Origin of the sequence: Psychrobacillus sp. FSL K6-2365, from assembly GCF_038003165.1 — a bacterium.
Taxonomy (GTDB): domain Bacteria; phylum Bacillota; class Bacilli; order Bacillales_A; family Planococcaceae; genus Psychrobacillus; species Psychrobacillus psychrodurans.
The window spans coordinates 3,488,007-3,513,236 of sequence record NZ_JBBOOO010000001.1 but is presented as its reverse complement, the minus strand read 5'-3'; the positions used below and the strand labels follow the sequence as shown (position 1 = coordinate 3,513,236).

At 35.7% G+C, this 25,230-nt stretch carries 23 protein-coding genes and 1 riboswitch; of the genes, 22 read left to right on the top strand and 1 reads right to left on the bottom strand.

The annotated features are described in order from the left end of the window. The 20 genes from cydS to MKY29_RS17625 all read left to right on the top strand — a co-directional run bounded on the left by cydS (position 1) and on the right by MKY29_RS17625 (position 20,721). Entirely contained in the window at positions 1-105 is a 105-nt protein-coding gene (gene cydS / locus MKY29_RS22025; protein WP_416235963.1) for a cytochrome bd oxidase small subunit CydS, read from the top strand. 297 nt (positions 106-402) lie between these two features. After that, positions 403-1,110, top strand: coding sequence for a YjjG family noncanonical pyrimidine nucleotidase (locus MKY29_RS17715; RefSeq protein ID WP_093495210.1), 708 nt, complete (start codon positions 403-405; stop codon positions 1,108-1,110). 128 nt (positions 1,111-1,238) lie between these two features. Next, positions 1,239-1,565: a YckD family protein gene (locus MKY29_RS17710; RefSeq protein ID WP_093495209.1), complete on the top strand. Its 327-nt coding sequence runs from the start codon at positions 1,239-1,241 to the stop codon at positions 1,563-1,565. Positions 1,566-1,834: 269 nt separating this feature from the next. Next, positions 1,835-3,196: a 23S rRNA (uracil(1939)-C(5))-methyltransferase RlmD gene (gene rlmD, locus MKY29_RS17705; RefSeq protein ID WP_340880402.1), complete on the top strand. Its 1,362-nt coding sequence runs from the start codon at positions 1,835-1,837 to the stop codon at positions 3,194-3,196. A gap of 152 nt (positions 3,197-3,348) precedes the next feature. Beyond that, positions 3,349-4,824 carry a BCCT family transporter gene (locus tag MKY29_RS17700; RefSeq protein WP_340880401.1) on the top strand — a complete coding sequence of 492 codons (1,476 nt, stop codon included), beginning with the start codon at positions 3,349-3,351 and terminating at the stop codon, positions 4,822-4,824. A gap of 40 nt (positions 4,825-4,864) precedes the next feature. Continuing rightward, positions 4,865-5,527, top strand: coding sequence for a hypothetical protein (locus MKY29_RS17695; RefSeq protein ID WP_340880400.1), 663 nt, complete (start codon positions 4,865-4,867; stop codon positions 5,525-5,527). 536 nt (positions 5,528-6,063) lie between these two features. Then, positions 6,064-6,915: a DegV family protein gene (locus MKY29_RS17690; protein WP_241598353.1), complete on the top strand. Its 852-nt coding sequence runs from the start codon at positions 6,064-6,066 to the stop codon at positions 6,913-6,915. A 154-nt stretch (positions 6,916-7,069) separates the two neighbouring features. Further along, positions 7,070-7,579 carry a YfiT family bacillithiol transferase gene (locus tag MKY29_RS17685; RefSeq protein WP_241598357.1) on the top strand — a complete coding sequence of 170 codons (510 nt, stop codon included), beginning with the start codon at positions 7,070-7,072 and terminating at the stop codon, positions 7,577-7,579. 452 nt (positions 7,580-8,031) lie between these two features. After that, positions 8,032-8,994: a tRNA dihydrouridine synthase gene (locus MKY29_RS17680; RefSeq protein WP_090568563.1), complete on the top strand. Its 963-nt coding sequence runs from the start codon at positions 8,032-8,034 to the stop codon at positions 8,992-8,994. A gap of 385 nt (positions 8,995-9,379) precedes the next feature. Continuing rightward, positions 9,380-10,069 carry a response regulator transcription factor gene (locus MKY29_RS17675; RefSeq protein WP_241598359.1) on the top strand — a complete coding sequence of 230 codons (690 nt, stop codon included), beginning with the start codon at positions 9,380-9,382 and terminating at the stop codon, positions 10,067-10,069. After that, positions 10,066-11,331 carry a HAMP domain-containing sensor histidine kinase gene (locus MKY29_RS17670; RefSeq protein WP_340880399.1) on the top strand — a complete coding sequence of 422 codons (1,266 nt, stop codon included), beginning with the start codon at positions 10,066-10,068 and terminating at the stop codon, positions 11,329-11,331. The genes MKY29_RS17675 and MKY29_RS17670 overlap by 4 nt, the downstream gene beginning before the upstream one ends. A 140-nt stretch (positions 11,332-11,471) precedes the next feature. Next, a complete protein-coding gene (locus MKY29_RS17665) occupies positions 11,472-12,233 on the top strand; it encodes an ABC transporter ATP-binding protein (protein ID WP_093495194.1) in 762 nt (253 codons plus the stop codon). A 1-nt stretch (position 12,234) separates the two neighbouring features. Further along, a complete protein-coding gene (locus tag MKY29_RS17660) occupies positions 12,235-14,577 on the top strand; it encodes an ABC transporter permease (RefSeq protein ID WP_340880398.1) in 2,343 nt (780 codons plus the stop codon). Between the two features lie 273 nt (positions 14,578-14,850). Continuing rightward, a complete protein-coding gene (locus MKY29_RS17655; protein WP_093495193.1) occupies positions 14,851-15,417 on the top strand; it encodes a DUF4256 domain-containing protein in 567 nt (188 codons plus the stop codon). A gap of 305 nt (positions 15,418-15,722) precedes the next feature. Beyond that, positions 15,723-16,376 carry a M48 family metallopeptidase gene (locus MKY29_RS17650; RefSeq protein ID WP_093495192.1) on the top strand — a complete coding sequence of 218 codons (654 nt, stop codon included), beginning with the start codon at positions 15,723-15,725 and terminating at the stop codon, positions 16,374-16,376. Positions 16,377-16,647: 271 nt separating this feature from the next. Beyond that, entirely contained in the window at positions 16,648-16,836 is a 189-nt protein-coding gene (locus MKY29_RS17645) for a hypothetical protein (protein WP_093495190.1), read from the top strand. Between the two features lie 215 nt (positions 16,837-17,051). Further along, on the top strand, positions 17,052-17,459 hold the full coding sequence (locus MKY29_RS17640) for a GNAT family N-acetyltransferase (protein ID WP_340880396.1): 408 nt from the start codon (positions 17,052-17,054) through the stop codon (positions 17,457-17,459). Between the two features lie 225 nt (positions 17,460-17,684). After that, positions 17,685-18,107, top strand: a complete 423-nt coding sequence (locus MKY29_RS17635; RefSeq protein WP_093495188.1) for an SRPBCC family protein — start codon at positions 17,685-17,687, stop codon at positions 18,105-18,107. Between the two features lie 240 nt (positions 18,108-18,347). After that, positions 18,348-20,045 (top strand): methyl-accepting chemotaxis protein, encoded by a 1,698-nt coding sequence (locus tag MKY29_RS17630; RefSeq protein WP_340880395.1) that lies wholly within the window; start codon positions 18,348-18,350, stop codon positions 20,043-20,045. Positions 20,046-20,211: 166 nt separating this feature from the next. Continuing rightward, positions 20,212-20,721 (top strand): YehS family protein, encoded by a 510-nt coding sequence (locus MKY29_RS17625; protein ID WP_241598366.1) that lies wholly within the window; start codon positions 20,212-20,214, stop codon positions 20,719-20,721. A gap of 63 nt (positions 20,722-20,784) precedes the next feature. Here the strand turns inward: MKY29_RS17625 and dapA are convergent, their stop codons facing one another. Beyond that, entirely contained in the window at positions 20,785-21,672 is an 888-nt protein-coding gene (dapA, locus tag MKY29_RS17620) for a 4-hydroxy-tetrahydrodipicolinate synthase (protein ID WP_340880394.1), read from the bottom strand. A gap of 226 nt (positions 21,673-21,898) precedes the next feature. After that, positions 21,899-22,078, bottom strand: a riboswitch (Lysine riboswitch). 162 nt (positions 22,079-22,240) lie between these two features. Here dapA and MKY29_RS17615 point away from each other — a divergent pair. Both MKY29_RS17615 and MKY29_RS17610 read left to right on the top strand, forming a co-directional pair. Then, positions 22,241-23,428, top strand: coding sequence for a DHH family phosphoesterase (locus MKY29_RS17615; protein ID WP_093495184.1), 1,188 nt, complete (start codon positions 22,241-22,243; stop codon positions 23,426-23,428). 283 nt (positions 23,429-23,711) lie between these two features. Then, the gene (locus MKY29_RS17610; protein ID WP_241598367.1) at positions 23,712-24,770 is read left to right on the top strand and encodes an LLM class flavin-dependent oxidoreductase; all 1,059 of its coding nucleotides are present in this window, start codon (positions 23,712-23,714) and stop codon (positions 24,768-24,770) included. Positions 24,771-25,230 lie beyond the last annotated feature (460 nt).

Here is a 25,230-nt window from a genome sequence, read left to right as displayed (position 1 = left end):
ATGACAGAGTTTATGATATTTTACGCACCATTCATCGTATTAATCGGCTCCATTATCGTAGCCTTTTGGGCTGCTTCTAGGGACGGAGCAGTGAAGGACGAATAAAAGGTAATGACCTCAATCGTATAGATTGAGGTTATTTTTTATATTGAGGATGGCCCTAAAAAGTTTAAAATAGCCCATAGACAAATAAATAGAGCCCATAAATCTAAAAATCTCCAATAAAACTTGCACTAAAACCCTAAAATTTAATAAAATAGCCCATTTCTTATCAAATATAGCTCTTAAAATACATTTTCGCCAATGAAATAGTCTCTTAATACTGGATAATAATAAAGGCTATTCCGGTATAATATTCACCTTAATATGCTAAAATTATAGGAGTATGAAAGGTGGAATTTTATGAGGTACGATGTACTATTATTTGACTTAGATGATACATTGCTCGATTTTGGAATGACTGAACAGAATGCACTCCGTCTTTTATTTGAAGAGTATGGACTTCCAAATGGTTTAGAAGATTATTTTACTAGTTATAAATCGATTAGTAAGGTGTTATGGGATGACCTTGAGTATGGTCGCACATCTTTAGCGGAATTAAAGGTCGAACGTTTTAAACGATTATTTATAGAACATTCCTTAGATATAGATCCGATATTATGCGGTCAAAAGTACATAGAAAATTTAGGAAAAGAAGTTCATATGATTGATGGAGTAGAGGAATTGTTTGCAAGTTTAACAGATTTTCGAATTGCACTCCTTACTAATGGATTTAAAGACGCCCAACATGCTAGAGTAAATGGCTCGGCATTAAAAAATCTCTTTGAAGTCATAATTACCTCTGAAGAAACAGGATTTCAAAAACCGCAAAAAGAAATTTTTGCATATGCATTAGAACGACTTCAAATTTCCGATCCATCGCGTGTATTAATGATAGGAGATTCACTTTCATCCGACATCCAAGGTGGAAATAATTTTGGAATTGATACATGTTGGTTTAATCCAAAAAGAAAACTAAATCATACTGATATCCAACCGACATTTGAAATTCATACCTGGGATCAGTTATCAAAAATCGTAAACAAGCAAATTACAGAAGTAAAACAATAATTCAGAGACCTCAAAATTGAGGTTTTTTTGTTTATATCCACCTTTAGAAACTATCCAGTTTTTCAAAAAAAGGATAAATGATGTTAAATAGCACACGATAAAACAAAACAAGAGAGGAGGAAATGTAAATGAGTAAACGTTGGTTAAATGTAATGACAGCGATTTTAATGACTGTTGGGTTGATGGGTTTGACGTCAATGGAGGCAAAGGCAGACATGCCAACAGATGTAAAATTAACGTCGGAGCAGCAAGAAGAGATGAAGGTGTTACAACAAGAAGCTCTTAAGCAAAAGAAAGAAATTATCAACAAATACGTTGAGTACGGCGTCTTTTCGAAAGAAAAAGGTCAAAAAATAATAACTCATTTAGAGCAACGTTATATAAAAATGGAACAGAATGGGTTTGTTCCAATCTTTCATGACGACTATAAAAGACATCGAAGTAAAGAATCCTAACCAATAAAGTATTAGCAACCAAAGTAATAATTTTGGTTGCTTTTTTTGATTTACAACGTAAGTTAAAGTGTATGGAATTTCACGAGAAACTCTATGCAGTAAACTAATCCTAATCGTATTCCATGAGCAATAAATCGAGCTAGAAGACCCCCAAAATACATATACAGATAAAATAACGGAAAAATATATGATTATGCGTATGAGTCAGCAGACTTGTACGCATTCTTTTTGGTATAATGAATCAATCATAACTAGAACGGAGTTTAACATTGAATACACCAGTACAAAAAAATGATCAGTTAACAGTCCATATTGAAGATTTAACACATGACGGAGCAGGAGTTGCAAAGGTCGATGGATATCCTCTATTTATAGCTGGAGGCTTACCGAACGAAACTGTCGAAGTACATGTGCTAAAAACATTAAAAAACTATGGCTTTGCCAAATTGAAAAATATCGTGGAGCCTTCACCATTTCGTGTAGAAGCACCATGCCCAGTGTTTTATGAATGTGGGGGATGTCAGCTTCAGCATATGACGTATGAAGGACAGCTTGAATGGAAAGAAAGTATGGTTCGCAATGTCATGAAACGCATAGGGAAGATAGATGCGCCTGTGCTTCCTGTAAAAGGCATGTACAAGCCATGGGAATATCGCAACAAATCCCAAATTCCATTTGATTTAGAAAATGGTGAGGTAATCGCAGGATTCTACCAATCGAAATCACATCGAATTGCAGATACGAATACTTGTTTAATACAAACAGATGAAGCAGATAGATTACTAAGAGCAGTAAAGGAAAATGCGTTGAAACTAGATTTAATTCCATACAATGAAGAAACGAAAAAAGGTCAGCTTCGTCACCTAGTCGTACGTAAAGGACGAGCAACTGGAGAAGTGATGGTTGTACTAGTAACGAAGCATGCGAAATTATCGAAGCAAGAGGAAATTATTCAGTTCATTAGTGAAGTAGAGCCAAATGTGAAATCGATTGTTCATAATGTGAATAGCCGAAACACAAATGTGATCTTCGGAAATGAAACAAACGTTATCTGGGGAAAAGCAGTTATTGAAGACTTAATCGGAGATGTTCGCTTTGAAATTTCGGCTCGCTCATTTTATCAAGTAAATCCAGAACAAACTGAGGTACTTTATAAGCAAGCTTTGGATTATGCTCAGCTTACAGGTGATGAAACAGTTATTGATGCTTATTGTGGTATTGGTACAATCTCTCTATTCTTAGCACAAAAAGCAAAACAAGTACTTGGTGTAGAAATTGTTCCTCAGGCTATTGAGGATGCAAAAAGAAATGCGGAGCTGAACGGTTTTACTAATACTTATTTTGAGGCTGGTCCTGCAGAGGAAGTTATACCTAAATGGTACAAAGAAGGAAAACAAGCGGATGTCTTGGTAGTTGACCCGCCAAGAAAGGGCTGTGACGAAGCACTACTTACGACAATTATTGAGCAGCGTCCAAAGCGTGTTGTTTATGTTTCTTGTAACCCTGCCACCCTTGCTCGTGATTTGAGAATTTTAGAAGATGGCGGCTATAAAACAAAAGAGGTTCAACCAGTGGATATGTTCCCACAATCAACACACGTGGAGTGTGTGGCTTTAATAATGTTGAAATAACTTGGTGGCAATAGGTTTAGCGGATTTTAGTTGAATACTGAAGTGTGTTTCATGTTCCCCTGGTCTAATGGTCGGGGGATTTTTTGAATGATACATATGCATAGAGATAGATAAGAATACACACCCTGTTATTAGTAAAGAATGGGGGAGTTTTGTTGCATATTACAAAAGTATTTTGGTATGCCATTACTATATGTATTGCAATTGTGCTTTTGGGAACTCTTGCTCCCGATTATTTAAATGAATTTACCGCATCCGTGACCGATTTTATTTCCAATCAGTTTGGATGGTTTTACACACTTGTTATCGTTGCACTAATCAGTTTTTGTATTTATATGATGTTTTCACGTTTTGGTAATATAAAGCTGGGGAAAGATGATGATGAACCGGATTTCAGCTTGCCTGCCTGGTTTGCAATGTTATTTAGTGCAGGTATGGGAATCGGACTCATGTTTTTTACGACAGCAGAGACCATCTCCCATGCTTTTATAAAATCACCAAACGCGGAGCCGGGTTCGGAGCAGGCGATTTTGGAATCGCTTCAATACACTTCGTTACATTGGGGTTTCCACGGCTGGGGATTATACGCTGTAGTTGCACTAATCTTTGCTTATTTTAAATTCCGTGTAGGCGCTCCTGGTTTGATCAGCGCAACACTTGAACCTTTATTCGGCAAAAAAATGATGCGCGGCACTGTTGGCCGAGTAGTCGATACACTTGCTATTTTTGCTACAGTGGTCGGCGTTGCCTCCACACTTGGATTTGGCTCGGCCCAAATCAACAGTGGATTAACCTTTTTATTTAACGCACCGAAATCTTTTTGGTTTCAACTAATTATTTTAGTTGTAGCCACTGTCATTTTCATCGCATCCGCATGGACAGGTATTGGAAACGGCATTAAATATCTAAGTTCGATCAACTTGTGGCTCGCACTTATACTGCTGCTCGCATTATTTATCGTAGGGCCAACAATGTATATTACAAATATGTTTGTAACGACAATCGGTAATTATATAGGCAACTTTATACAAATGAGTTTCGATTTAAAGCCAGTAAACGAAGCTCAAAGGGACTGGGTTAACGACTGGACCATCTTTTATTGGTCATGGTGGATATCATGGGCACCATTTGTTGGAATGTTTATTGCACGTGTATCAAAGGGACGTACAATTAGACAATTTATAATTGGTGTATTAATCGCCCCTACCCTTGTGACGTTCATTTTTTTCGCTGTATTTGGTGGGTCAGCATTGAACTTAGAACAACATGGCATTGCAAAACTGTCCAAATTGGCTACAGAAACAGTAACATTCGGCATGTATGAACATTACCCAATTGGTATGATACTATCTTTTTTGACGATAGTTGTGATTGCGATATTTTTCATTACATCTGCCGATTCAGCCACATTCGTACTCGGTATGTTTAGTACAGGAGGACAACTTAATCCATCAAACGTCGTGAAAATAGTTTGGGGCCTGATTCTCTCAGCGATGGCTGCAATTGTTATGTACTCCGGCGGTCTTGACGGTTTTCAAAATATGCTCATAATTGCAGCACTCCCATTTTCTATTATTCTTATTCTAATGGTCATATCGTTTTACAAAACAATCAAACGAACCGAATGATTGGAGATCAACAATATTTTACAGCGAGGTGGGATGATAAATGAAGCTTGTAAACGTTCGTAAAGGCCAATTTGTTTATTATCAAAATAAATTGCATAAAGTGTATTCAGTAAAGGCATTTTTTAAACAGTCAATTCATCTCATTCGCCTGGAGAATTTTAAACAACAGCTTGCTATGGCGAAAGAAATTGATTTCTATAAGCCTAAACACTTAGATAGTTTTGCTTACAATCAAAAACGTTTTACACTCAATAAGGACGTCAAGGCTAAAGTAGGTGATTACATTTTAGTGATCAATCCAAAACCTGATTCGCTGGATCATCACCATCTCAACGCTATTGAAATCGTATCCTCGGTTGAAAGAAATGGCGTGATTAGTAATCTGTCGAATGGAATCAGACATGATGAATACTGGGTGATGGTTCCTGGACTTGAGGATGGTGCGACGATTATCGACTTACAGGACCCGAATGCAGAAATGGCTGAGGAGTCGGAATCACAACCGGCAGAAACCAATTTGTCGGAAACGTATACACCTAGAATTGGCGATGTCTATCAAAAAAATGACAGTAATCCAATCGTGCAAGCAATGGTTGTTTCCATTCAAGGGCAGAATGTTTGTCTAGGTGGCAATTTAGAAGTAGAAATGGCCATATTAACCGACGATGAAAAGTGGAGTTATGTGCTAAATGTGATGGACTAATGCGAGCGAGGTAGGAGCGGATGGCTACACACACTTATTAACCTAATTTTCTCCTCCTAACCCTTCTCCTTACTACACTTAGGTGAATAAGGGGAATCACAACTTTATTGTAACTCGAAAAGAATGGGAGAACAGAGTGTGAAAAGAACGTTTGGTCTCAAGACTTTTAGTTAACCGTGGAATGAGGGTTTTGACGGTTTATAGATGTAACATTAATTCAATAAATTAATTAAGCAGATGGTTTAGAAGTGCAATGATGCATATCTAAACCGACTGCTTTTACATTTATACTAGTTTTAAATCATGAATGGTGGTAAGTAAGTATTGTAGATTTAGTTTGAAAAGAATAGATGATTTTACATTATAGAGAAGCTTAATAGACCTTGTTTTATATGTCTACATTAGTGTTGGTAATCCATTACTCGCTAAAATTTTCTGATTATTTAATGAATAATATCCCTTTCTAGTGTATATTTAGGATATATAAATAACTAATTACGCAGCAGGACAGCTGCGTTAGTTGAAAGGAATGTTCAATGAAAAGGATTATTTTTTCGACAGAGAGTGGAGCGGATTTACCGAAGGACCTGGTTGAAAAATTTCAAATTCAAGTCGTACCCATGCACGTCATCATGGATGGGAAGGATTATTTAGATGGTGAGCTATCGGTAGAGGAAGTTTTTGATTATCATAGTCGCACAAAAAAAATACCATCTACTACAGCAACGAATGTACATGAGTATCATGAATTGTTTACAAAAATTAGAATAGATTTTCCAGATAGCATTATTATTCACATTGGATATACCTCTAAAGCATCTGCGTCCTTTCAGAGTGCGTTAATTGCCGCGGAAGGTTTTGAAGATCTTTTTCTCATTGATGCACTAAACGTTACAGGTGGATTGGCTGCAATCGTGATATATGCGGCAACTTTACTCGAGGAAGAACCTTCCATTAGTCATGTTCACTTAATAGAAAAAATAGAATCTGTGGTTCCTAAAACAAGATTGGCTTTCCTTCCCGGTAGTTTAGACTTTCTCAGAGCGGGTGGACGGGTAAGTAATGTAGCTTATATTGGAGGGTTATTATTAAAAATAAAGCCCTGTATAGAGTTAATAGAAGGAAAGCTTGTTTCCACTAGAAAATATCGTGGGAGTATGAACATTGTGGCGGAAAAGCTCATGCGAGATTACTTAAATCAATACGAAATTGATAGAAAACAGCTGTATTTAATCTACTCTATCGGACTAGATGAGAGTATTAAGAGTAGAATGAATGAAATCGCAAATGAAACAGGTTTCGAGAAAGTAACATGGATGCAAGCTGGCGCAATGATTTCTACCCATGCAGGACCTGGTGGTTTTGGAATTGCAGGAATGGAAAGTTAGCAACCTAAGTTAAAGAAGGAGTTCCAAGTGAGGAATCGACTTTTTTAGTTCCAATAATAGGTGATTATTAGTTTAGTAATGTTAACAACATTTAAGCCGCTTGATATAGTAGTGTAAATATCAAAAATAAAGAATAGGAAAAAGGGGGTTGAAAGTGAATGTTAGATACCCAATTGGAGAATTACAAGTTCCTGAAAAAGTAACATTAGAAAATATTCAAGAATGGCTACAGGATATTAGAACGTATACGGTGCGACTTAGAGAAACTGTTGATACATTAAGTGATGAGGATTTAAACAAAACCTATCGTGAAGGTGCATGGACAATTCGTCAGCTTGTTCATCATATTGCAGATTCACAGTTGAACATGTACCAACGTTTGAAGCTAGCTTTAACTGATGAGAATCCAGTAGTACCAGGTTTTAGTGAGGAAAAGTGGGCTGTTCAACCAGATACAGAGCTTCCTGTAGAATGTTCTATTAAAATGTTAGAGGGGATAAATGAGCGTATTGTATACTTAGGACAAAGTTTAACTGAAGATCAATTAGAACGAGCCTTTACTCACAAAACAAACGGTACAATAACAGTGGCAACAAAAGTTGCAAAATTAGCTTGGCACGAAGAGCATCATTTAGCTCATATAAAAATCGCATCATCAAAATAATACACTATGGTTTTATCTAACTAAATATTTGATGGAATAAAAAAGCAGACGGTTTGGAAGGGCGATATGCACCTCTAAATGACCGTCTGCTTTTAATTCTACATTCAAGGAGAAAACAAGTAATAGTGAAATTTTAAACATTGAACTTTTTAGCAAACATGTTTGGAGATAATTTTAAAAAGCTAGGTTATACTATAATAATGACTTGTAGAAGTCGATTTCATAATTACTTATTTAATTTAAATATACGAGTGTTACATTGGAGGGGAAGGAAGCAACTCCAGCGGGACCAACACGAGTGATAGACTACAGGCTCGAGCCGCCCATGGAAACCGCCCGCCTAAAGTCGAAATCAATGCTATAGGGATTTCATAAATTAGTATGATTGAATGAAATTATTTTATATATTTACTCGCCGATTACACCATGATGAGAGGATTTGAACTTTGAATATGAAAGAGAATTTTTGGCTTGATTTACCACGACCATTTTTTGTACTTGCACCAATGGAAGATGTGACGGATGTTGTTTTTCGTCATGTCGTAAGTAAAGCAGGTAGACCGGATGTATTTTTTACAGAGTTTACAAATACGGAGAGCTATTGTCATCCGGAAGGACAGAAAAGTGTTCGTGGACGTTTGATATTTACAGAAGATGAACAGCCAATGGTTGCACATATATGGGGAGACAAGCCCGACCATTTCCGTGAAATGAGTATTGGCATGGCAGAACTTGGCTTTAAAGGAATAGATATTAATATGGGTTGTCCTGTACCTAATGTAGCAACGAGAGGGAAAGGAAGCGGCCTAATTTTACGTCCAGATGTTGCAGCTGAAATTATACAAGCAGCAAAAGCGGGAGGTTTACCTGTCAGTGTTAAGACGAGGCTTGGTTACTCGGAGTTAGAGGAGTGGCAGGACTGGCTAACACATATTTTGGAACAAGATATTGCTAATCTATCAATTCATCTACGTACAAGAAAAGAATTGAGCCAAGTAGATGCACATTGGGAGCTAATCCCGGAAATTAAAAAATTACGTGATCGTATCGCACCGAATACGCTATTAACGATTAACGGCGATATTCCTGACCGGGAAACTGGGTTGAAGCTCGTCCACCAATATGGCGTTGATGGGGTTATGATTGGACGTGGTATTTTTAAAAATCCTTTTGCATTTGAAAAGGAACCGAAAGAGCATAGTACTTCAGAATATCTAGATCTTCTAAGATTACAACTGGATCTTCAAGATCAATATTCAGCAGAATTGCCACGTTCCATCACAGCACTACACCGCTTCTTCAAAATATATGTCAAAGGATTCCGTGGAGCTGGCGAACTAAGAAATCAATTGATGAACACAAAATCGACGGATGAAGTGCGTGCATTGCTTGATAACTTTGGAGAAGAGGGTTGATGTAACTCTCAACTCATGTGATTTATTTTATTCACTATCTTTTGTTTTAAAGATGTATTAAACCACCAACCCCCTTATTCCCACCTACAGTCTGTACACTCTGAAGCAGTCTGGGGTTAAAATCATTATCGAAACCCTTGGATGTGTCTGATTTTAGGCATTTCAAGGGTTGTTTTTATGTTAGGGATTTGTATGAGAATTATGGAGATTAAGATAGGGCGAAAGGCAATGCAGTATTCAATGGAGAAGATAATTTTATATTGCTACTTAATTCCTTCTTTATTAAATAAGTATATCCATAAATTTACACCCTTAAATTCAATTTAATGTATACTATAAATATCCTGTTAAACAAGTAGGAAAGTCTTTTTCTAGGAGATTTACGATGAAATTAGATTGTTTAATTGTAGATGACGAAATTGCTTTAGCAGAAACAACTTGTGAATATTTTAATATGTTTGAAGTCAAAACAGCATTTGTGACAAATGCGGAAGAGTGCGAACGTTTTTTGGAAGAACATAAACCGTCTTTGATTCTTCTAGACATCAATCTCGGTAATGAATCGGGGTTTGATTTGTGTAAAAAATTGCGTGAAACAACGCAGATTCCTATCTTATTTATAAGTGCTCGTTCTAGTGATGATGATGTTTTAATTGCGCTTAATATAGGTGGAGACGATTATATTCATAAGCCATATACATTAAGTATTTTATTAGCTAAAGTAAAAGCGGTACTTAAAAGATATGGAAATAGTTCTAGCATTCAACAAGGTGTATTAGAGTTCGGACAGATCCAAATTGATACGAGACTTCATCGTGTTCGAGTAGATGGTATTGATATTCAACTAAAAACAATGGAATATAAGCTTTTGTATTATTTAGCGAAAAATAAAAACCGTATCATCACAAAAGATGAACTGTTTCAAAATGTATGGAAAGATACCTTTGTAGGGGATGGGACCCTAAATGTACATATTCGGCATTTACGTGAGAAAATTGAACGTAATCCAAAGGACCCGCAATTTATAAAAACTGTATGGGGAACAGGGTATGTATTAGAGGATACTAACAGATGAAAATAAAGCTGCTAATCTGTATGATTTTGGTTGTTTTTGCTATAGGAATTACTTTCTCCATAATTATTATTAACAATAAAGATATTCCAAAAGTGGATCTTGTAGCCATAAATGATGTAGTTAAAACGGTAGAAAAAAATTGGGGACAAGTTAGTGAAGAAACTTTTTATAATAGCGACATAAAACAACCATTTTCTATTATAGATCACTTAGAAAACGTGATTTATCAAACACCAGGAAATCATTTTAACAATATATACGAAGCCATAGAAAATAGAGATACATTTATAGATTTGAAGCAAAATAACGAAATTGTAGGGAAGATAATTATCCGTAATAATGAGCAAGAATTAATGGATCAAATGAAAAGGGAACTCGTCATTTCCGTAAGTTTCATTTTCGGTTTATTAGCGATATTTAGTATATTTTATCTTTACTATATTAACAGAACGTTATTGAAACCTTTTCAGCAGCTTCAATATTTCGCAGTGAATGTGGCTAGAGGTAATTTGGAGATGCCTTTAAAAATGAACGAGAACAATTACTTTGGTGCGTTCACGGAAAGCTTTGATTTGTTGCGTGATGAACTCGATGCTTCACGTCAAAGAGAGTATGAATCCAACCGTAGTAAAAAAGAGCTTGTTGCCACATTAAGTCATGATATTAAAACACCGGTTGCTTCAATAAAGGCGGTTAGTGAATTAATGCTTATGCAGGTAAAAGACGATAAGGTGATCAAGCAAGTAAATACTATTTATTCAAAAGCTGATCAAATCGACTTACTTGTTACGGATATGTTTCATGCCACATTAGAAGAGCTGCAACAATTAAAATTAACGGTATCCGAAGAATCGAGCGAAGTGCTTGTTGATATGATTGAAAATGTCAATTATGATCACCAAATTGTATATGATTCAATTCCACACTGTATTATTTTAACGGATCCACTACGTATGCAGCAGGTATTAGACAATATTATAAGTAATTCATATAAATATGCAGGAACAAAGGTCACTATTAAGTCCGAGATCAAACATGGCTACCTTGAGCTCTACATTATAGACTTTGGGTCGGGAATTGAAGAAGAAGAATTACCTCTACTGTTCAATAAATATTATCGTGGGAAAAATGTCGGTGGCAAGAATGGTTCAGGTCTTGGTCTATATATATCTAAGTACTTCATGGAGAATATGTATGGTCAAATTAGCTGTTACAACGGAAAAGATGGTTTTACGGTTGTCCTGAAAATCATGCTAGCATAAGAATTAAGAATTAGTTAAGAATTGCACAAAGATTTAATAAGAATTCATTTTGTATGATAAGACTGTAATCTACATTACGGTCTTTTTTCTTTGAGTTGAAAATACAAACATGAGCTTAATAAAGGGAGAGTGCTAAAAGCATGACAAATGTAATTATTAAAACGGAGAAGCTATGTAAAACCTTTTCGAACGGTGGAAATCAACAGCATGTATTAAAAAATCTAGATATTAGTCTAATAGAAGGGGATTTTACAATCATAATGGGTAGTTCAGGATCTGGAAAATCCACTCTACTGTATGCAATTAGTGGCATAGATAAACCAACATTAGGTGAAATCGATTTTGGTGGTAAAAATTTAGCTAAATTGAACAACGATCAACTGGCGATATTTCGAAGAAACAATTGCGGCTTTGTCTTTCAGCAGATTTATTTACTAGATAATATGAGTGTCCTCGATAATGTACTGGCTAGTGGTCTTTTAGTAAATAAGAATAAGCGTGAAGTCGTGCAAAAAGCGAAAGAATTATTAATACAAGTAGGGATTAGTGAAAACGCATGGTCTAAATTTCCGACACAACTTTCTGGTGGGGAGGCACAGCGAGTTGGAATTGTTCGTGCATTGATTAACAGTCCAAGAATACTTTTTGCTGATGAGCCAACCGGTGCATTAAACTCAGCATCAAGTGAAAGTGTGTTAGATATTTTTACAAAGGCAAATCAAAACGGGCAAAGTATTGTCATGGTCACTCATGATATGAAAACAGCATTACGTGGAAATCGAATTTTATATTTGCGAGACGGTGTCATTTGTGGTGATTTAAAATTGGGTGAATACAGTGAACAAAAAAATCTAGAACGGCATGAAAAGATTAAACATTTTCTAGCAGAAATGGGGTGGTAAGATGAAAATCTTGAACCTATCTATGGCGAATATTAGAAAAAGTAAGTCTGCTACCGTTTCTTTATGTATATTCATTTTGGTTGCTACGCTACTTCTTAATGTTGGTCTAATGGTTGTTACTCAACTAAATGCATTTTTTGATCAAAAAGCAGAGCAATTAAAAGATCCTCACGTAACGATTGTGATGGATCAAACAAGTTTTCATTTAACTCATGAAGATTTTTTAAAGAACTATTCTGGGATAAAAAAGACCGAAACAGAAGAGATTATCCATATGAACCTTGCTAATTATAAATTTGGTAACGGTGAATTAACGAACAGTGCAGTAATTTTTAATGCAGATACTAATCGAAATATTGGACCGTTAAAGTTAATCGAAAAAGTGAATACTTCAAGTTCCAAAGATATATTTGTACCTTATAGTTTTAAAACGGATGGTGGTTATGAGTTAGGTGATGACTTTAGAATCACATATCAAGACAAGGACTTTGAGTATCGAGTTGCTGGATTTTTTGAAACAACGATAATGGGTACAAATAACATCGGCGTTATGAAATTTATGTTACCTAAGACTTCCTATCAAACACTAGCAGACGAACTTGACTATCAATCAGATGAGTTAATCATATCGGCAGTGATGGAAGATAGAACAAAATCCTCACAGTTAAAAAATGAATTTATTCAGAATGTAAAGAAGTCACAACATAAGGACACTACTTACATTTTTGGTTTAGATATCGAATTAGTTAAAAATGTAAATACATTAACTATCAATATCATAGCTACAATATTAGTAGCTTTTTCTGCGATTATCGTACTGGTCTCACTAATTGTCATTAAGTTCCGTGTTTCTAATAGTATTGAAGATGGAATGGTAAATATAGGAGTACTTAAATCAATTGGCTATACAAGTCGGCAAATTTTCACATCAATTCTACTTCAATATATCATGATAGCTCTTAGTGCGAGCGTGGTAGGAATTGCATTATCATATGCTTTAATGCCTTTGTTTGGAGGTATTATTTCGACTATTTCTGGTTTAATATGGATTCAAAGTTTTGATATGATTGTTAACATAATCAGTATTTTCTTTGTAACCATTTGTGTTGTGGTCGTAACTTTGTTATCTGCTTTTCGTATAAGAAAAATTCTACCTGTTGCGGCACTTCGTGGAGGTGTTCATACACACAGTTTTAGAAAAAATCACATTCCTTTGGCAAAAGCTAAAGGTGGTCTTCATTTTCTACTTGCTATAAAGTCAATGTTGGTAAACTCAAAACAAAATATAATGATTAGTTTAATAGTTATGGCGCTAACTTTTGCGACAGTTTTTTCAGTAGTGATGTATTACAACATTGCTTCAGACAAATCGGCATTCGTTAACTTATTTGGATCAGAACCTGCAAATGTATATATAGCTGTTAAGTCAGATGCAGACATAAGAAATCTTTTAAGCGACATTGAGCAAATCGATCATGTAAGGAAAGTGAATATATTAGACACAATTGAAACAAATATTGATGGTCAAACAGTTTATACAAACGTTACTGATCATTATTCCCAGCTAGAGAATAATGTCGTTTATAAAGGGCGTCAGCCAAAGTATGAAAACGAAATAGCTATCTCCTGGGTAGTTTCAAATCAAATCAATAAAGGAATTGGCGATACGGTTGACGTAGAATATGGGGCTGAAACAGTAAGTTATTTAGTAACAGGTCTTAGTCAATCGATTGGTAATTTAGGACAGATATCTTCATTAACAATGGAAGGTATTCAACAATTACAATCAGAATTTAAAGGTACCACACTCTATGTCTATTTAGACGGAGTATCGAATAAAGACTTTATGAAGAATGTCCAGGAACAGTACGGGAATTATATAGGTGAAACATTAGATATCGATGAAAATATAGAAAGCCAAACCGGAATGTATACAGCTGCAGTGTTTGCAGTTATGCTACTGGTTTTGACAATTACCGTTCTAGTTGTTGTGATGATTCTGTATTTGGTTATAAAAACAATGATTATTAAGCGAAAGAAAGAATTTGGAGTAATGAAAACAATAGGCTATTCAACAATTCAACTGATGAACCAAATATCCATCAGTTTTCTACCCGTGATTTTTATAGGTGTTACAATTGGTGGTGTGCTTGGCTATTTTTTCACTAATCCTATGCTTTCCGTATTACTTTCAAGCGCTGGGGTTAAACGTATGGAGTTTACTATTAATTTACCCATTATTCTAATGCTTTGTGCAAGCATCCTTATACTAGCCTATTGTATTTCAATGTTAGTATCCTTAAAAATAAAGAAAATTTCCGCTTATAGTTTAATTACAGAATAGATCAATTGATTCCATGATTAAAACAGATGAAAAGAATTAGAATATATTTAGATTTGTAAGCTGAATATTTCTAAAAACATTGCTATACTAACTTTTGAGTAACAATATAAAAAAATTGCTAATTCCCCTTTTTTGAAAGAATAAGATGGTGCTGAATGGATTAGATAAAATTGGTTGTATAGTCCAGAAATAACCTAAAATATTTTTAATAAACCTGTGCCATCAAGTTGGGTAATAGTACGAAACCTAGTAAAAAGATAAGGAGGAATTAATATGAAAAAGAGTAATACGGAGTTGACACTAGAACAACGAGAGGAATTACTCACAGTATTAAAAAGCCGTTTTGAGAAAAATATGAACCGTCATGATGAGATTGAATGGATTAGTGTCCAGACAAAACTAGAAACAAATACTGACAAATTGTGGTCGCTTAATGAAATGGAAAAAACAGAAGGGGAACCGGATGTTGTTGGTTATGATAAAGAGAATGACGAATATATTTTTATAGACTGTTCAGCAGAAAGTCCTAAAGGCCGTAGAAGTGTTTGTTACGACCGTGAAGCGTTGGAGTCAAGAAAAAAACATAAACCAGAAAATAGCGCTATTGATATGGCAAATGAGATGGGCATTGAACTGTTAACGGAAGAACAATATCGGGAGTTGCAAAAACTTGGAAATTTTGATTTGAAAACGTCGAGTTGGGTTCAAACACCTGATGATATAAGAAAACTCGGTGGGGCTCTATTTTGTGATAGTCGCTACGAGACTGTTTTTGTGTACCACAATGGAGCAGACTCGTACTATGCTGCAAGGGGATTCAGAGGCACTCTAAGAGTTTAGATTTATCCCGCATTAACTGGCAGTAATACACCCATTTCAAGGCTTGGATTAAGCAACAAAGCATAAGTGGGAGACAACTGCCCGTAAACGCCCGAATGGTTCAACCTACAATCAGTGGGGGATGATGGAAACCCCCACTGATTGAAGTTTCACTTTATACAAAGCACTATTTGTATTTTAGAGTTAAGGTGTCAGCTCCTCATACAATTTTGAATTGTATGGGGAGCTGACACCTTTTAATACGTTGATAACATTAATAAAGTCGAAAATAACAGCAAAATTTATTATTAAAAATGAGGGTAGTTATGAAAGTTGAATTTGAAAATAATATCATTGAATATAATGTTCAGTATGGAAATGGGAAGAAGCTGTCTATTCATATAGATACGTTGGGTTTCATTACTGCTAAAGTTCCAAAAGGCACAAGTAAAGAAATGATTGATAGGGCAATAGCAAGCAAAGGAAAATGGATACTAGAAAAAATCCATGAAATTAGAACAGCTCGAGAATTACCTAAGGCAAGAGAGTATCACGCTAACGGAAAGTTTTTGTACATTGGAAAAGAAAGATTTCTTCACGAATTAATAGATTGTAATGATTTAAATGAAGAGGTTCTTAAGAAAAATCTCAAGAAGTTCTATAAGGATAGATGCAAGACTATTGTAGAGGAACGTATAAAAATATATCAAAAGCTGCTGAAAGTTAAACCTAAAATCATTGAAATAGTTGAGTCTAAAGTTAAGTGGGGTAGCTGTAGTTCGGATAAAAAGATTACCTTTAACTTTCGTCTTGCTATGGCTCCTATAGAAGTAATCGATTATGTGATAATCCATGAATTATGTCATATAACTCATATGAATCATGACCGATCCTTTTGGCGACGCGTTGGAAGTATTATGCCAGATTATAAAGACAAGGAAGAGTACTTAGCAAGGCACAGTAATTCGATGTCTCTTTAAGAAACTATCACATTTAACGAAAAATGTGATCGTTTTTTTGCACTCAACAACTTTATCTGGTAGATACATTCGTGTAATTCAAGCAAACGTGAATGTTGTGATTTCCATGTTTGTTTCTGACATAGAAACGTTACAATATCCACCTTCCATGCATATCTAATTAAATTCTTTTCACTGTGCTTATACCCTCCGTGTATCTTAGTTGTTTGCATATTTTATAAAGAGGGGAAAAGTTGTATTGTCCTCTTTGATTAATTTATAGGAGGGAGGAATGGACATGCTGTTTTTTGTAAAGGAAATACAGAAAGTAAGTAAAAAAGTGGGGCCGGAGGGAAGGAGTGCAATGAGATTACAAGATCCTCGCGTAAATGGTCAATTGCTTAGGGATCAGAAAGCCCGGGATACTGAAGCTAAGGAATTAGAGAATCGTAGAAATCGCTTATTGAAAGGAGATAGCTGATTAGGATAGAAGACGTTGCTTCACCGAGATAGGTGTGGCTACGTCTTTTTATTTTATGAATTTAAATCTATAATATTTGTAAGGTATACGTACAAAGACAAAAATAGAAATGCAATATAGTATTACATAGAATATTGGGAGGTCATATTTTGTTACTTTACTTTTAATATGTATTATCTATCTAATTAGTAAATAAAATTAGGAGATGATATATTATGATATACAAAAACTCAACCAGTGATATTTCTACTGATATGTTAGAAGGTTTTTTTGTGGATTGGCCTAATCCACCAAGTCCACAAACCCACCTACTGCTGTTAAATAAAAGCAATAAAGTAATTATTGCGATTGATGATAATACTAATAAAGTAATTGGATTTATTACAGCAATTAGTGATGGAGTTTTATCGGCCTATATTCCATTCCTGGAGGTTCTACCGGAATATAAAAATAAAGGTATAGGTAAGGAACTAGTTAGCCAGATGTTAAAAGAACTTGCTGACATCTATATGATTGATTTGTGTTGTGATGATGACTTAGTTTCTTATTATGATAGGTTAGGGATGACGAAGACAAATGGTATGGTTATAAGGAACTATAAAGTGCAATCTGGAACTATATAAACTAATTTTAAGAAATAACAATTTATTAAAGTTGTTAATTGTTGTCCAACAAAGCAAGTAAATGTTATTTATAATGCTCACGTTGTGTTATTTAGTTATGGATTAAAGTGCCATCACCTGCCGCCAATTTGTTTTTATTCGATTGAATTTCTGAAAAACTATGAAGGAATAAATGATAGAAATAGCGAATCTAAAGAGGATAACATAGTAAAGGGAGATGAGAAAATGGATACGAATCATTCGATAATAACAATTGAAGCAACTGTACATGCACCGATTGAAAAAGTGTGGGAATATTGGACAGTGCCTGCTCATATAACGAAGTGGAATAATGCTTCTGATGAATGGCATACACCATACGCAGAAAATGATTTAAAAGCCGGTGGGAAATTTGTTTCTAGAATGGAAGCGAAAGATGGAAGCTTTGGTTTTGATTTTGGAGGCATTTATGATGAAGTACGTACCCACGAGTTCATTTCTTATAAATTAGAGGATGGAAGAAAAGTTCAAATCACTTTCATCGCGGAAGAAAACGACACGAAAGTGGTAGAAGTATTTGAAGCTGAAACGGCTAATCCGATTGAAATGCAGCAAGAAGGATGGCAGGCAATTTTAGACAACTTTAAAAGACATGCGGAGCAACAGTAATTTTACATGTATAGAAAAGTGCTTGGTTCACAATTAGAACCAAGCACTTTTTCTATACTCTTTTATTGCTGAAAAAAATAGATTTTTGATCACTTCACAGACTTTAAAATAATCCGATAAACAAGTATAAGGTTATAGAGAGTCAGTTTTCTTATTGTGAGAATGTGTTGATAATCGTAAGTTTATAAAGGGTTTTATAGGAAATAGAGTTTGAGTTATAAAGAACAGGGGGTTTCAAAGTTGAAACTAAAAGGAAAGCTGATTAGTACTTATTTGATAATTACGGTATTCATCTTTGTAGTGGCAGGTGTGTCATTGTTAGCACTTGGTGCTACTAACCAACACTCGAAAGAAATGTATCATAATCGTGTTATACCTTTAACGGTTGTAGTTGAAATGGCAAGCTTAACAGAAAATACGAGGGTACAAATGCTGTCTGCAGTGTTAAATGAAAGTCCTGAAAAGACGCAAACAGCAAAAACGAATATGGAAGAAGTGTCGTTACTCATCGAGCAGTACCGGGGGCTAGTACTTGATGAGAATGGGGCAAAAGCCATTACGAAATTTGAAACAGATTGGAATGCATTTACAACTATAGTTCAATCGAATATCGGATTAGTTAATGCTGGTAACTATAATGATGCCCTTGCTGGTCTAAGAGCGGGTGAGGAAGCATTTGCGGTTTCTAGAGATAGTTTACTAGTATTAAAAGATAGAAATATCTCCCTTGCGGAGGAACTGAATAATATCAACAAGTCAGCATTTGAAACGAATCGATTCATCGTATTTGTCATTACATTTGTTGCATTGATAGTAGCTGTTGTCATTGGTGTTGTTATGGGCAACAAAATTGGAAATCCAACACGTAAAGTAGCAGAAAGACTGGTGGAAATTGCATCTGGTGATTTAACCAAGTCACCATTAATTACGAAGCGAAAAGATGAAATTGGAATGTTGGTCAATGCTACAAATGAGATGCAACAAGATTTACAAAATGTTATTTCTGAAATACATTTGGCTTCCAATACATTATCAAGTCAATCCGAGCAATTATCTCAATCAGCAGAACAAGTTAAAGTTGGTAGTGAGCAAATCGCGACCACAATGCATGAGCTTGCAAATGGGGCCGAGACACAGGCGTCCAGTGCGTCGGATATTTCTGAAATGATGGATGGTTTTGCACAAGCTATTCAAAGTTCGGATGAATCGAGTAGAGGTATTGTTGAAGATTCTCGCTTGGTGACACTAGGTGCGGAGGATGGACAGCAGTTAATGGAACTATCCGTTAATAAAATGAAAGATATCGATGGAATTGTCAAAGGCTCTGTGGACCGAGTAAAAGGATTAGACGACAAGACGAATGAAATATCAACCCTAGTTGAGGTTATTCAATCTATCGCCGATCAAACAAACTTATTGGCTTTGAATGCAGCAATTGAAGCAGCAAGAGCAGGAGAGCATGGAAAAGGATTTGCAGTTGTAGCAGATGAGGTGAGAAAGCTTGCGGAGCAAGTATCCCATTCAGTTGGAGAAATTACCGATATTGTCGCAACCATACAAAATGAATCTCAATCAGTAGTTACCACTTTAGAGAACGGTTATAAAGAAGTAACAGATGGAACAGATCAGATACAACGTACTGGTGAAAAATTTAAAGAAATTACAATTGGTATTCATGCAATGACAGAAAAAGTAGAGCAGATTTCAAAGAATCTAGCCCAAGTTAGCGCAAATAGCCAACAGATTAATGCATCTGTTCAAGAAATTGCTTCCGTTTCAGAGGAATCTGCTGCTGGTGTAGAAGAGACAGCTGCGTCCGCTGAGGAATCGGTTGGTTCAATGGAAGAAGTGGTAGCAAGCTCCCAACATTTGGCGACAATTGCTATGAACCTTGCTGATGCAGTTTCTAAATTTAAAACAGCTAAAACAGCAGAATAAAAAGTGCCTGGTTCTAATGCAATTCTGAATTGTGTTAAACCAGGCATATTTATTTTTTATGAAAATAATTTAAAAGTTAAATTGTAAGGTAGTAACATAGTGGAATTGAAATCGTGTAAAATGGAGAAGATGTTGGTTATATAGATAGTTTATAGGAGGTTAATAAATGGAAAATAATGATATATTAATCAGATTAAGATATGCCCTAGATATTAAAAACAAAGACATGGTAGAGATTTTTAAACTAGGTGGCGTTGAACTTACAAAAGAAGATGTACTTAAAATTCTTACTAAATCAAAAGAAGATGATGATGTTGAAGTAGTGGAAGATGAAAATCATATGAAGTGTAACAACAAGATGTTGGAATCATTTTTGAATGGTTTAATCATACATAAAAGAGGTAAACAGGATCCAAAACAGGCACAATCTACTAATCCAGAGCCTGCAGAACAGCAGAAGGATCATGTGAATAATATACTCTTGAAGAAACTAAAAGTAGCTTTACAGTTAACAACGGAAGATATGCTGGAAGTATTAGATGATGGCGGAATTATTGTATCTAAAGGTGAACTAGGTGCTATTTTAAGAAAACCAGGGCATCGTAATTATAAGGAATGCGGGGATAATTTTGCACGCAAATTCCTTAAAGGATTAGCTGTAAAATACAGAAATTAATAAAGAAGAGCGAATTCTAAATTGAGTTCGCTCTTCCTCTTTTTCTATAGACAATTGAAAATGCTATATTTTCACGGTTTGTTGCAATGTGGATAATACTTCTTGTAAAGAATTCAGCTCTTCTTTATTCAAAGGAATCATAGGTAAGCGAACACCACCTACAGGAATTCCTTTTAAATTTAATGCCGATTTTACAGGAGTTGGATTTGGCGCTGCAAATAATGCTTTCATGATAGGTAAAAGACTGCGATGATCCTTAGCAGCTTCTCTTACATTGCCACTATTAAACTTTTCAATCATTGTTTGCATTTCGTTCCCAATAACATGTGATGCTACTGAAATAACTCCTGCTCCACCAATCGATATTACTGGGATTGTTAACCCGTCATCACCGCTATATAGTGAAAAATTTTCAGGTGTATTTTGAATAATTTCAGCCATTGTATCTAAATTCCCACTAGCTTCTTTAATAGCTACGATGTTCGGAATATCGGAAAGTCTTACAACGGTTTCTACTGACATATTGACAACACTCCGACCGGGAATATTATATAACATAATCGGTAAAGATGTAACTGCAGCAATTGCTTGGAAGTGTTGGTACAATCCTTCTTTTGATGGTTTGCTATAATAGGGAACAACAAGCATAATACCATCGACACCTGCATCAGCTGCTTGTCTTGTTAAATCGATGGATGCTTTTGTGTTATACGAGCCGGTGCCAGCAATTACCGGGACTCTACCATTCACAACTTCTACTGTAAATTTAAACAGTTTAACTTTTTCTTCCTCTGTTAACGTCGGAGACTCTCCGGTTGTACCAGATATGACTAAACCATCAGTTCCATTGGCAATTAAATAGTCTATTAAGTTTCGTGTAGCTGGAAAATCTATTTCCTCATTATGATCAAAAGGAGTCACCATAGCCGTTAATATTTGTCCAAAATTCATAACTTCTCCACATCCTCTAGTTATATTATTAAAAATTCAGGGAGAAGGGCGGTATCAATTATGCCTCCGCGTAATTGCGTAAAGATTTTAAATTACACTAGCGAAATTCAAAATCTATGACATCCGCCGGAGGCATAACTTGACGGTTGTTTAGTCAAGTTATGTAGACGCAAAAAAGCAACAACGAGGGCTCGTTGTTGCAATAGAAATAAAGTAATATTTCCGTGCGTAAGATAGCCCTCCATATAGTCTCCTATATGACAATTCAGTGTTTATTCAACAGCAGAACCAGCTTCAAGAAAAATGAGATTCTTTCAACTTCGGCAAATTCCCCTTTCCACAAATATCAAAGGATCTCATTATCCTCCAAATGTGTACTGATGGTCTTCGCGCCTCTATCCTTACTTCAAATGTATTTGAAATAAGAGAATATTTAATTATTAAAATAATACATGTTTTTTAATACTAATGCAACAGTTTACCTGTAAAATAAATATAAAGCTATTTAAGGTCAGTATAATTAATAAGTTTCATACGTTAAAACCATACTATTCAAGAGGTGAAAAGGATGTATAAATTATTGTCTCATAATGATTTAGATGGTGTCGGATGTGGCATTTTAGCAAAGCTTGCTTTTGGTGAGCAAGTGAAGGTGCGTTATAATTCGATTTCCTCCCTTAATCGAGAGATTGAATACTTTTTAGAAAATGATGAGCCAGATACATTTTTATTTGTAACTGATTTGACTCCAAACGAGGACAATGAAAAAAGGCTTAATGACTTTTATAATGCAAAAGGGAAGGTCCAACTGATTGATCATCACAAATCTGCCTTACACTTTAATGATTATGAGTGGGGATATATTCTAGTAGAAGATCACGAAGGCAAATTAACTTCAGCTACTTCATTGTTATATGAATATCTTGTAACAAATAAATTGTTGGAACCAACTGCAGCACTCACAGAATTTGTAGAATTAGTTAGACAGTATGATACATGGGAATGGGAGAAGAATGAGAACCACCAAGCTCACTCGCTTAACTCACTATTCTATTTAATATCGATGGAAGAATTCGAAGAAAAAATATTAGAGAGACTTCGTACAAGTGATCATTTTGATTTTGATGAATTTGAAAAGAAAATATTGAAAATGGAAGCGGACAAGATTGACCGTTATATTCGTCGCAAGAAAAGAGAAATTGTCCAAGCAACCATAGGGGAACATTTGGCAGGAATTGTGTATGCAGAAACTTACCATTCAGAGCTAGGCAATGAACTAGGAAAAGAATATCCACATCTCGACTATATAGCGATAGTAATTATGGGGGGGAAAAGAATTTCCCTTCGTACTATATATGATCATATTGATGTATCTGAAGTTGCTGGTCAGTTCGGCGGCGGAGGACATCAAAAAGCATCTGGATGTACCTTAACAGAAGAAGCTTATAAGTTATTTGTTTTGGACACTTTCCATCTGCTACCGATACTAGAAGATGCAAAAAGAAATCAATATAATTTGAAACAATCATCATTTGGTTCATTTTATATGAATAGAAAAAATGATACGTTCATTTTGTATTCTAAAAATAATCAGGATTGGATACTTGAAAAAAATAAAACCGAAATAGGACAAACCTTTACTAGTTTTGAAGAAGGAGAGCGATTCCTAAAAAGAAACTATGAGGCAGCTTTGGTAAGGGATGACTTGTTCGTTGATTACTTAATGAGTGAAGTGAAAAAAAGAGACAATTCATGATGAATTGTCAATTCTAAGGATTTTAATCTATTTACTTGCGTTCGTCTGTTAAATACTTGCTTTCAAGAAGTCGGTACTTGCGGAGTGTCCTTACTTACTTTCTTTCAATCTGGATTTACTTGCTCTTGAACTAGCTGTACTTGCGGAGTGGTAATTTAAACCAAAAATATCTACCTCTAATAAAACCGGAAAATTGAATATAAATAGAATGATAAGGTATCATTAATGCCGACAGACTAATTATAAAAAACATGAAACCGCAGAAATTTAGGGGGTAAATTAAATGGAAATTGGAATAACAACGTTTGTAGAAACAACACCAGATGTAAAAACAGGCAAAGTAATTAGCCATGCTGAGCGTATACGTGAGGTTGTTGAAGAAATTGTATTAGCGGATCAAGTTGGGTTAGATGTATTTGGTGTAGGGGAACATCACCGAAAGGATTATGCGGCTTCTGCTCCAGCTGTTCTTCTAGCTGCAGCTGCTTCACGGACGAAGCAAATAAGACTCACAAGTGCTGTAACAGTACTTTCTTCTGATGACCCAGTGCGAGTGTTTGAGGAATTTTCTACATTAGACGCTATTTCTAATGGTCGTGCTGAAATCATGGCTGGACGTGGTTCCTTTATCGAATCTTTCCCCCTTTTTGGCTATGACTTAAAAGACTATGATGAACTGTATGAAGAAAAGTTAGATTTGCTATTAAAAATACGGGAGTCTGAAATGGTTACATGGGATGGTAAGCATCGAGCTGCTATTCAGAATCGCGGGGTATATCCGCGTCCCGTTCAAAACCCTCTACCGGTTTGGATTGCAAGTGGTGGAACTCCACAATCTGTTGCACGAGCTGGTTTCCTTGGATTGCCACTAGTGCTGGCGATTATCGGAGGAAGTCCATTACAGTTTGAACCACTAGTGAGGCTATATAAGAAAGCTGCTAGTGAAGCAGGTCATGATGTGTCCAAGCTGACAGTTGCATCCCACTCGCACGGTTTTGTTGCCGAAAGTACCGAAATGGCAGTAGATAAATTTTTTCCGCCGACACAGCAAGCGATGAACGTTTTAGGCAGAGAACGCGGATGGGGTCCGTATACGCGTTCAACCTTTGATGCTGCACGTAGCTTGGAAGGTGCTTTATACGTAGGAGATGTAAAGACCGTAGCAGATAAGATTATATTTCTCCGTAAAAATGTTGGTATCACCCGTTTTATGCTTCATGTACCAGTTGGTTCAATGCCACATGAAGACGTGATGAAAGCAATAGAATTACTAGGTAAAGAAGTGGCACCGAAAGTTCGTGCGGAAATAGCTAGATGGGAAGCAGAAGGTAAAAGTAATTAATAAAGTTCTTTCGTAAAAAAAATATATATGAGTAGCTCTAAGGGAACGATTTTCGTTCTCTTTTTTTAAAAGATATTATATAAAATTTACCTGTGAACACTGGGTTCAAGGCATTTTCATGAATAATTAATCTCGCTGACTTCCGTTTCAGGTATGGTGCAAAGGTTAAGAGTGCCACCTCGTATGACAACGCCTTCGTGACCCACATCCTGTGGGCCTTCGCGGGAGAAGCGATGAACCATCATCGACCATTGGGATACGTTGTGATGGTTCATCTGACTCCCTCATCCCGCAGGAGTCTCGACCTTGCACTACAATCAAAGTAATGAGTAATGCTTGAGAAGATTTCCCTTATTACTAGCGTTAATTTCAGCTGGACATTTTATCATATAATTCACTTTTATTTAGTTGTTCTTGCTTACAATTATCAGTTTTTGTACATGGTTGATTGGAGCGCAGT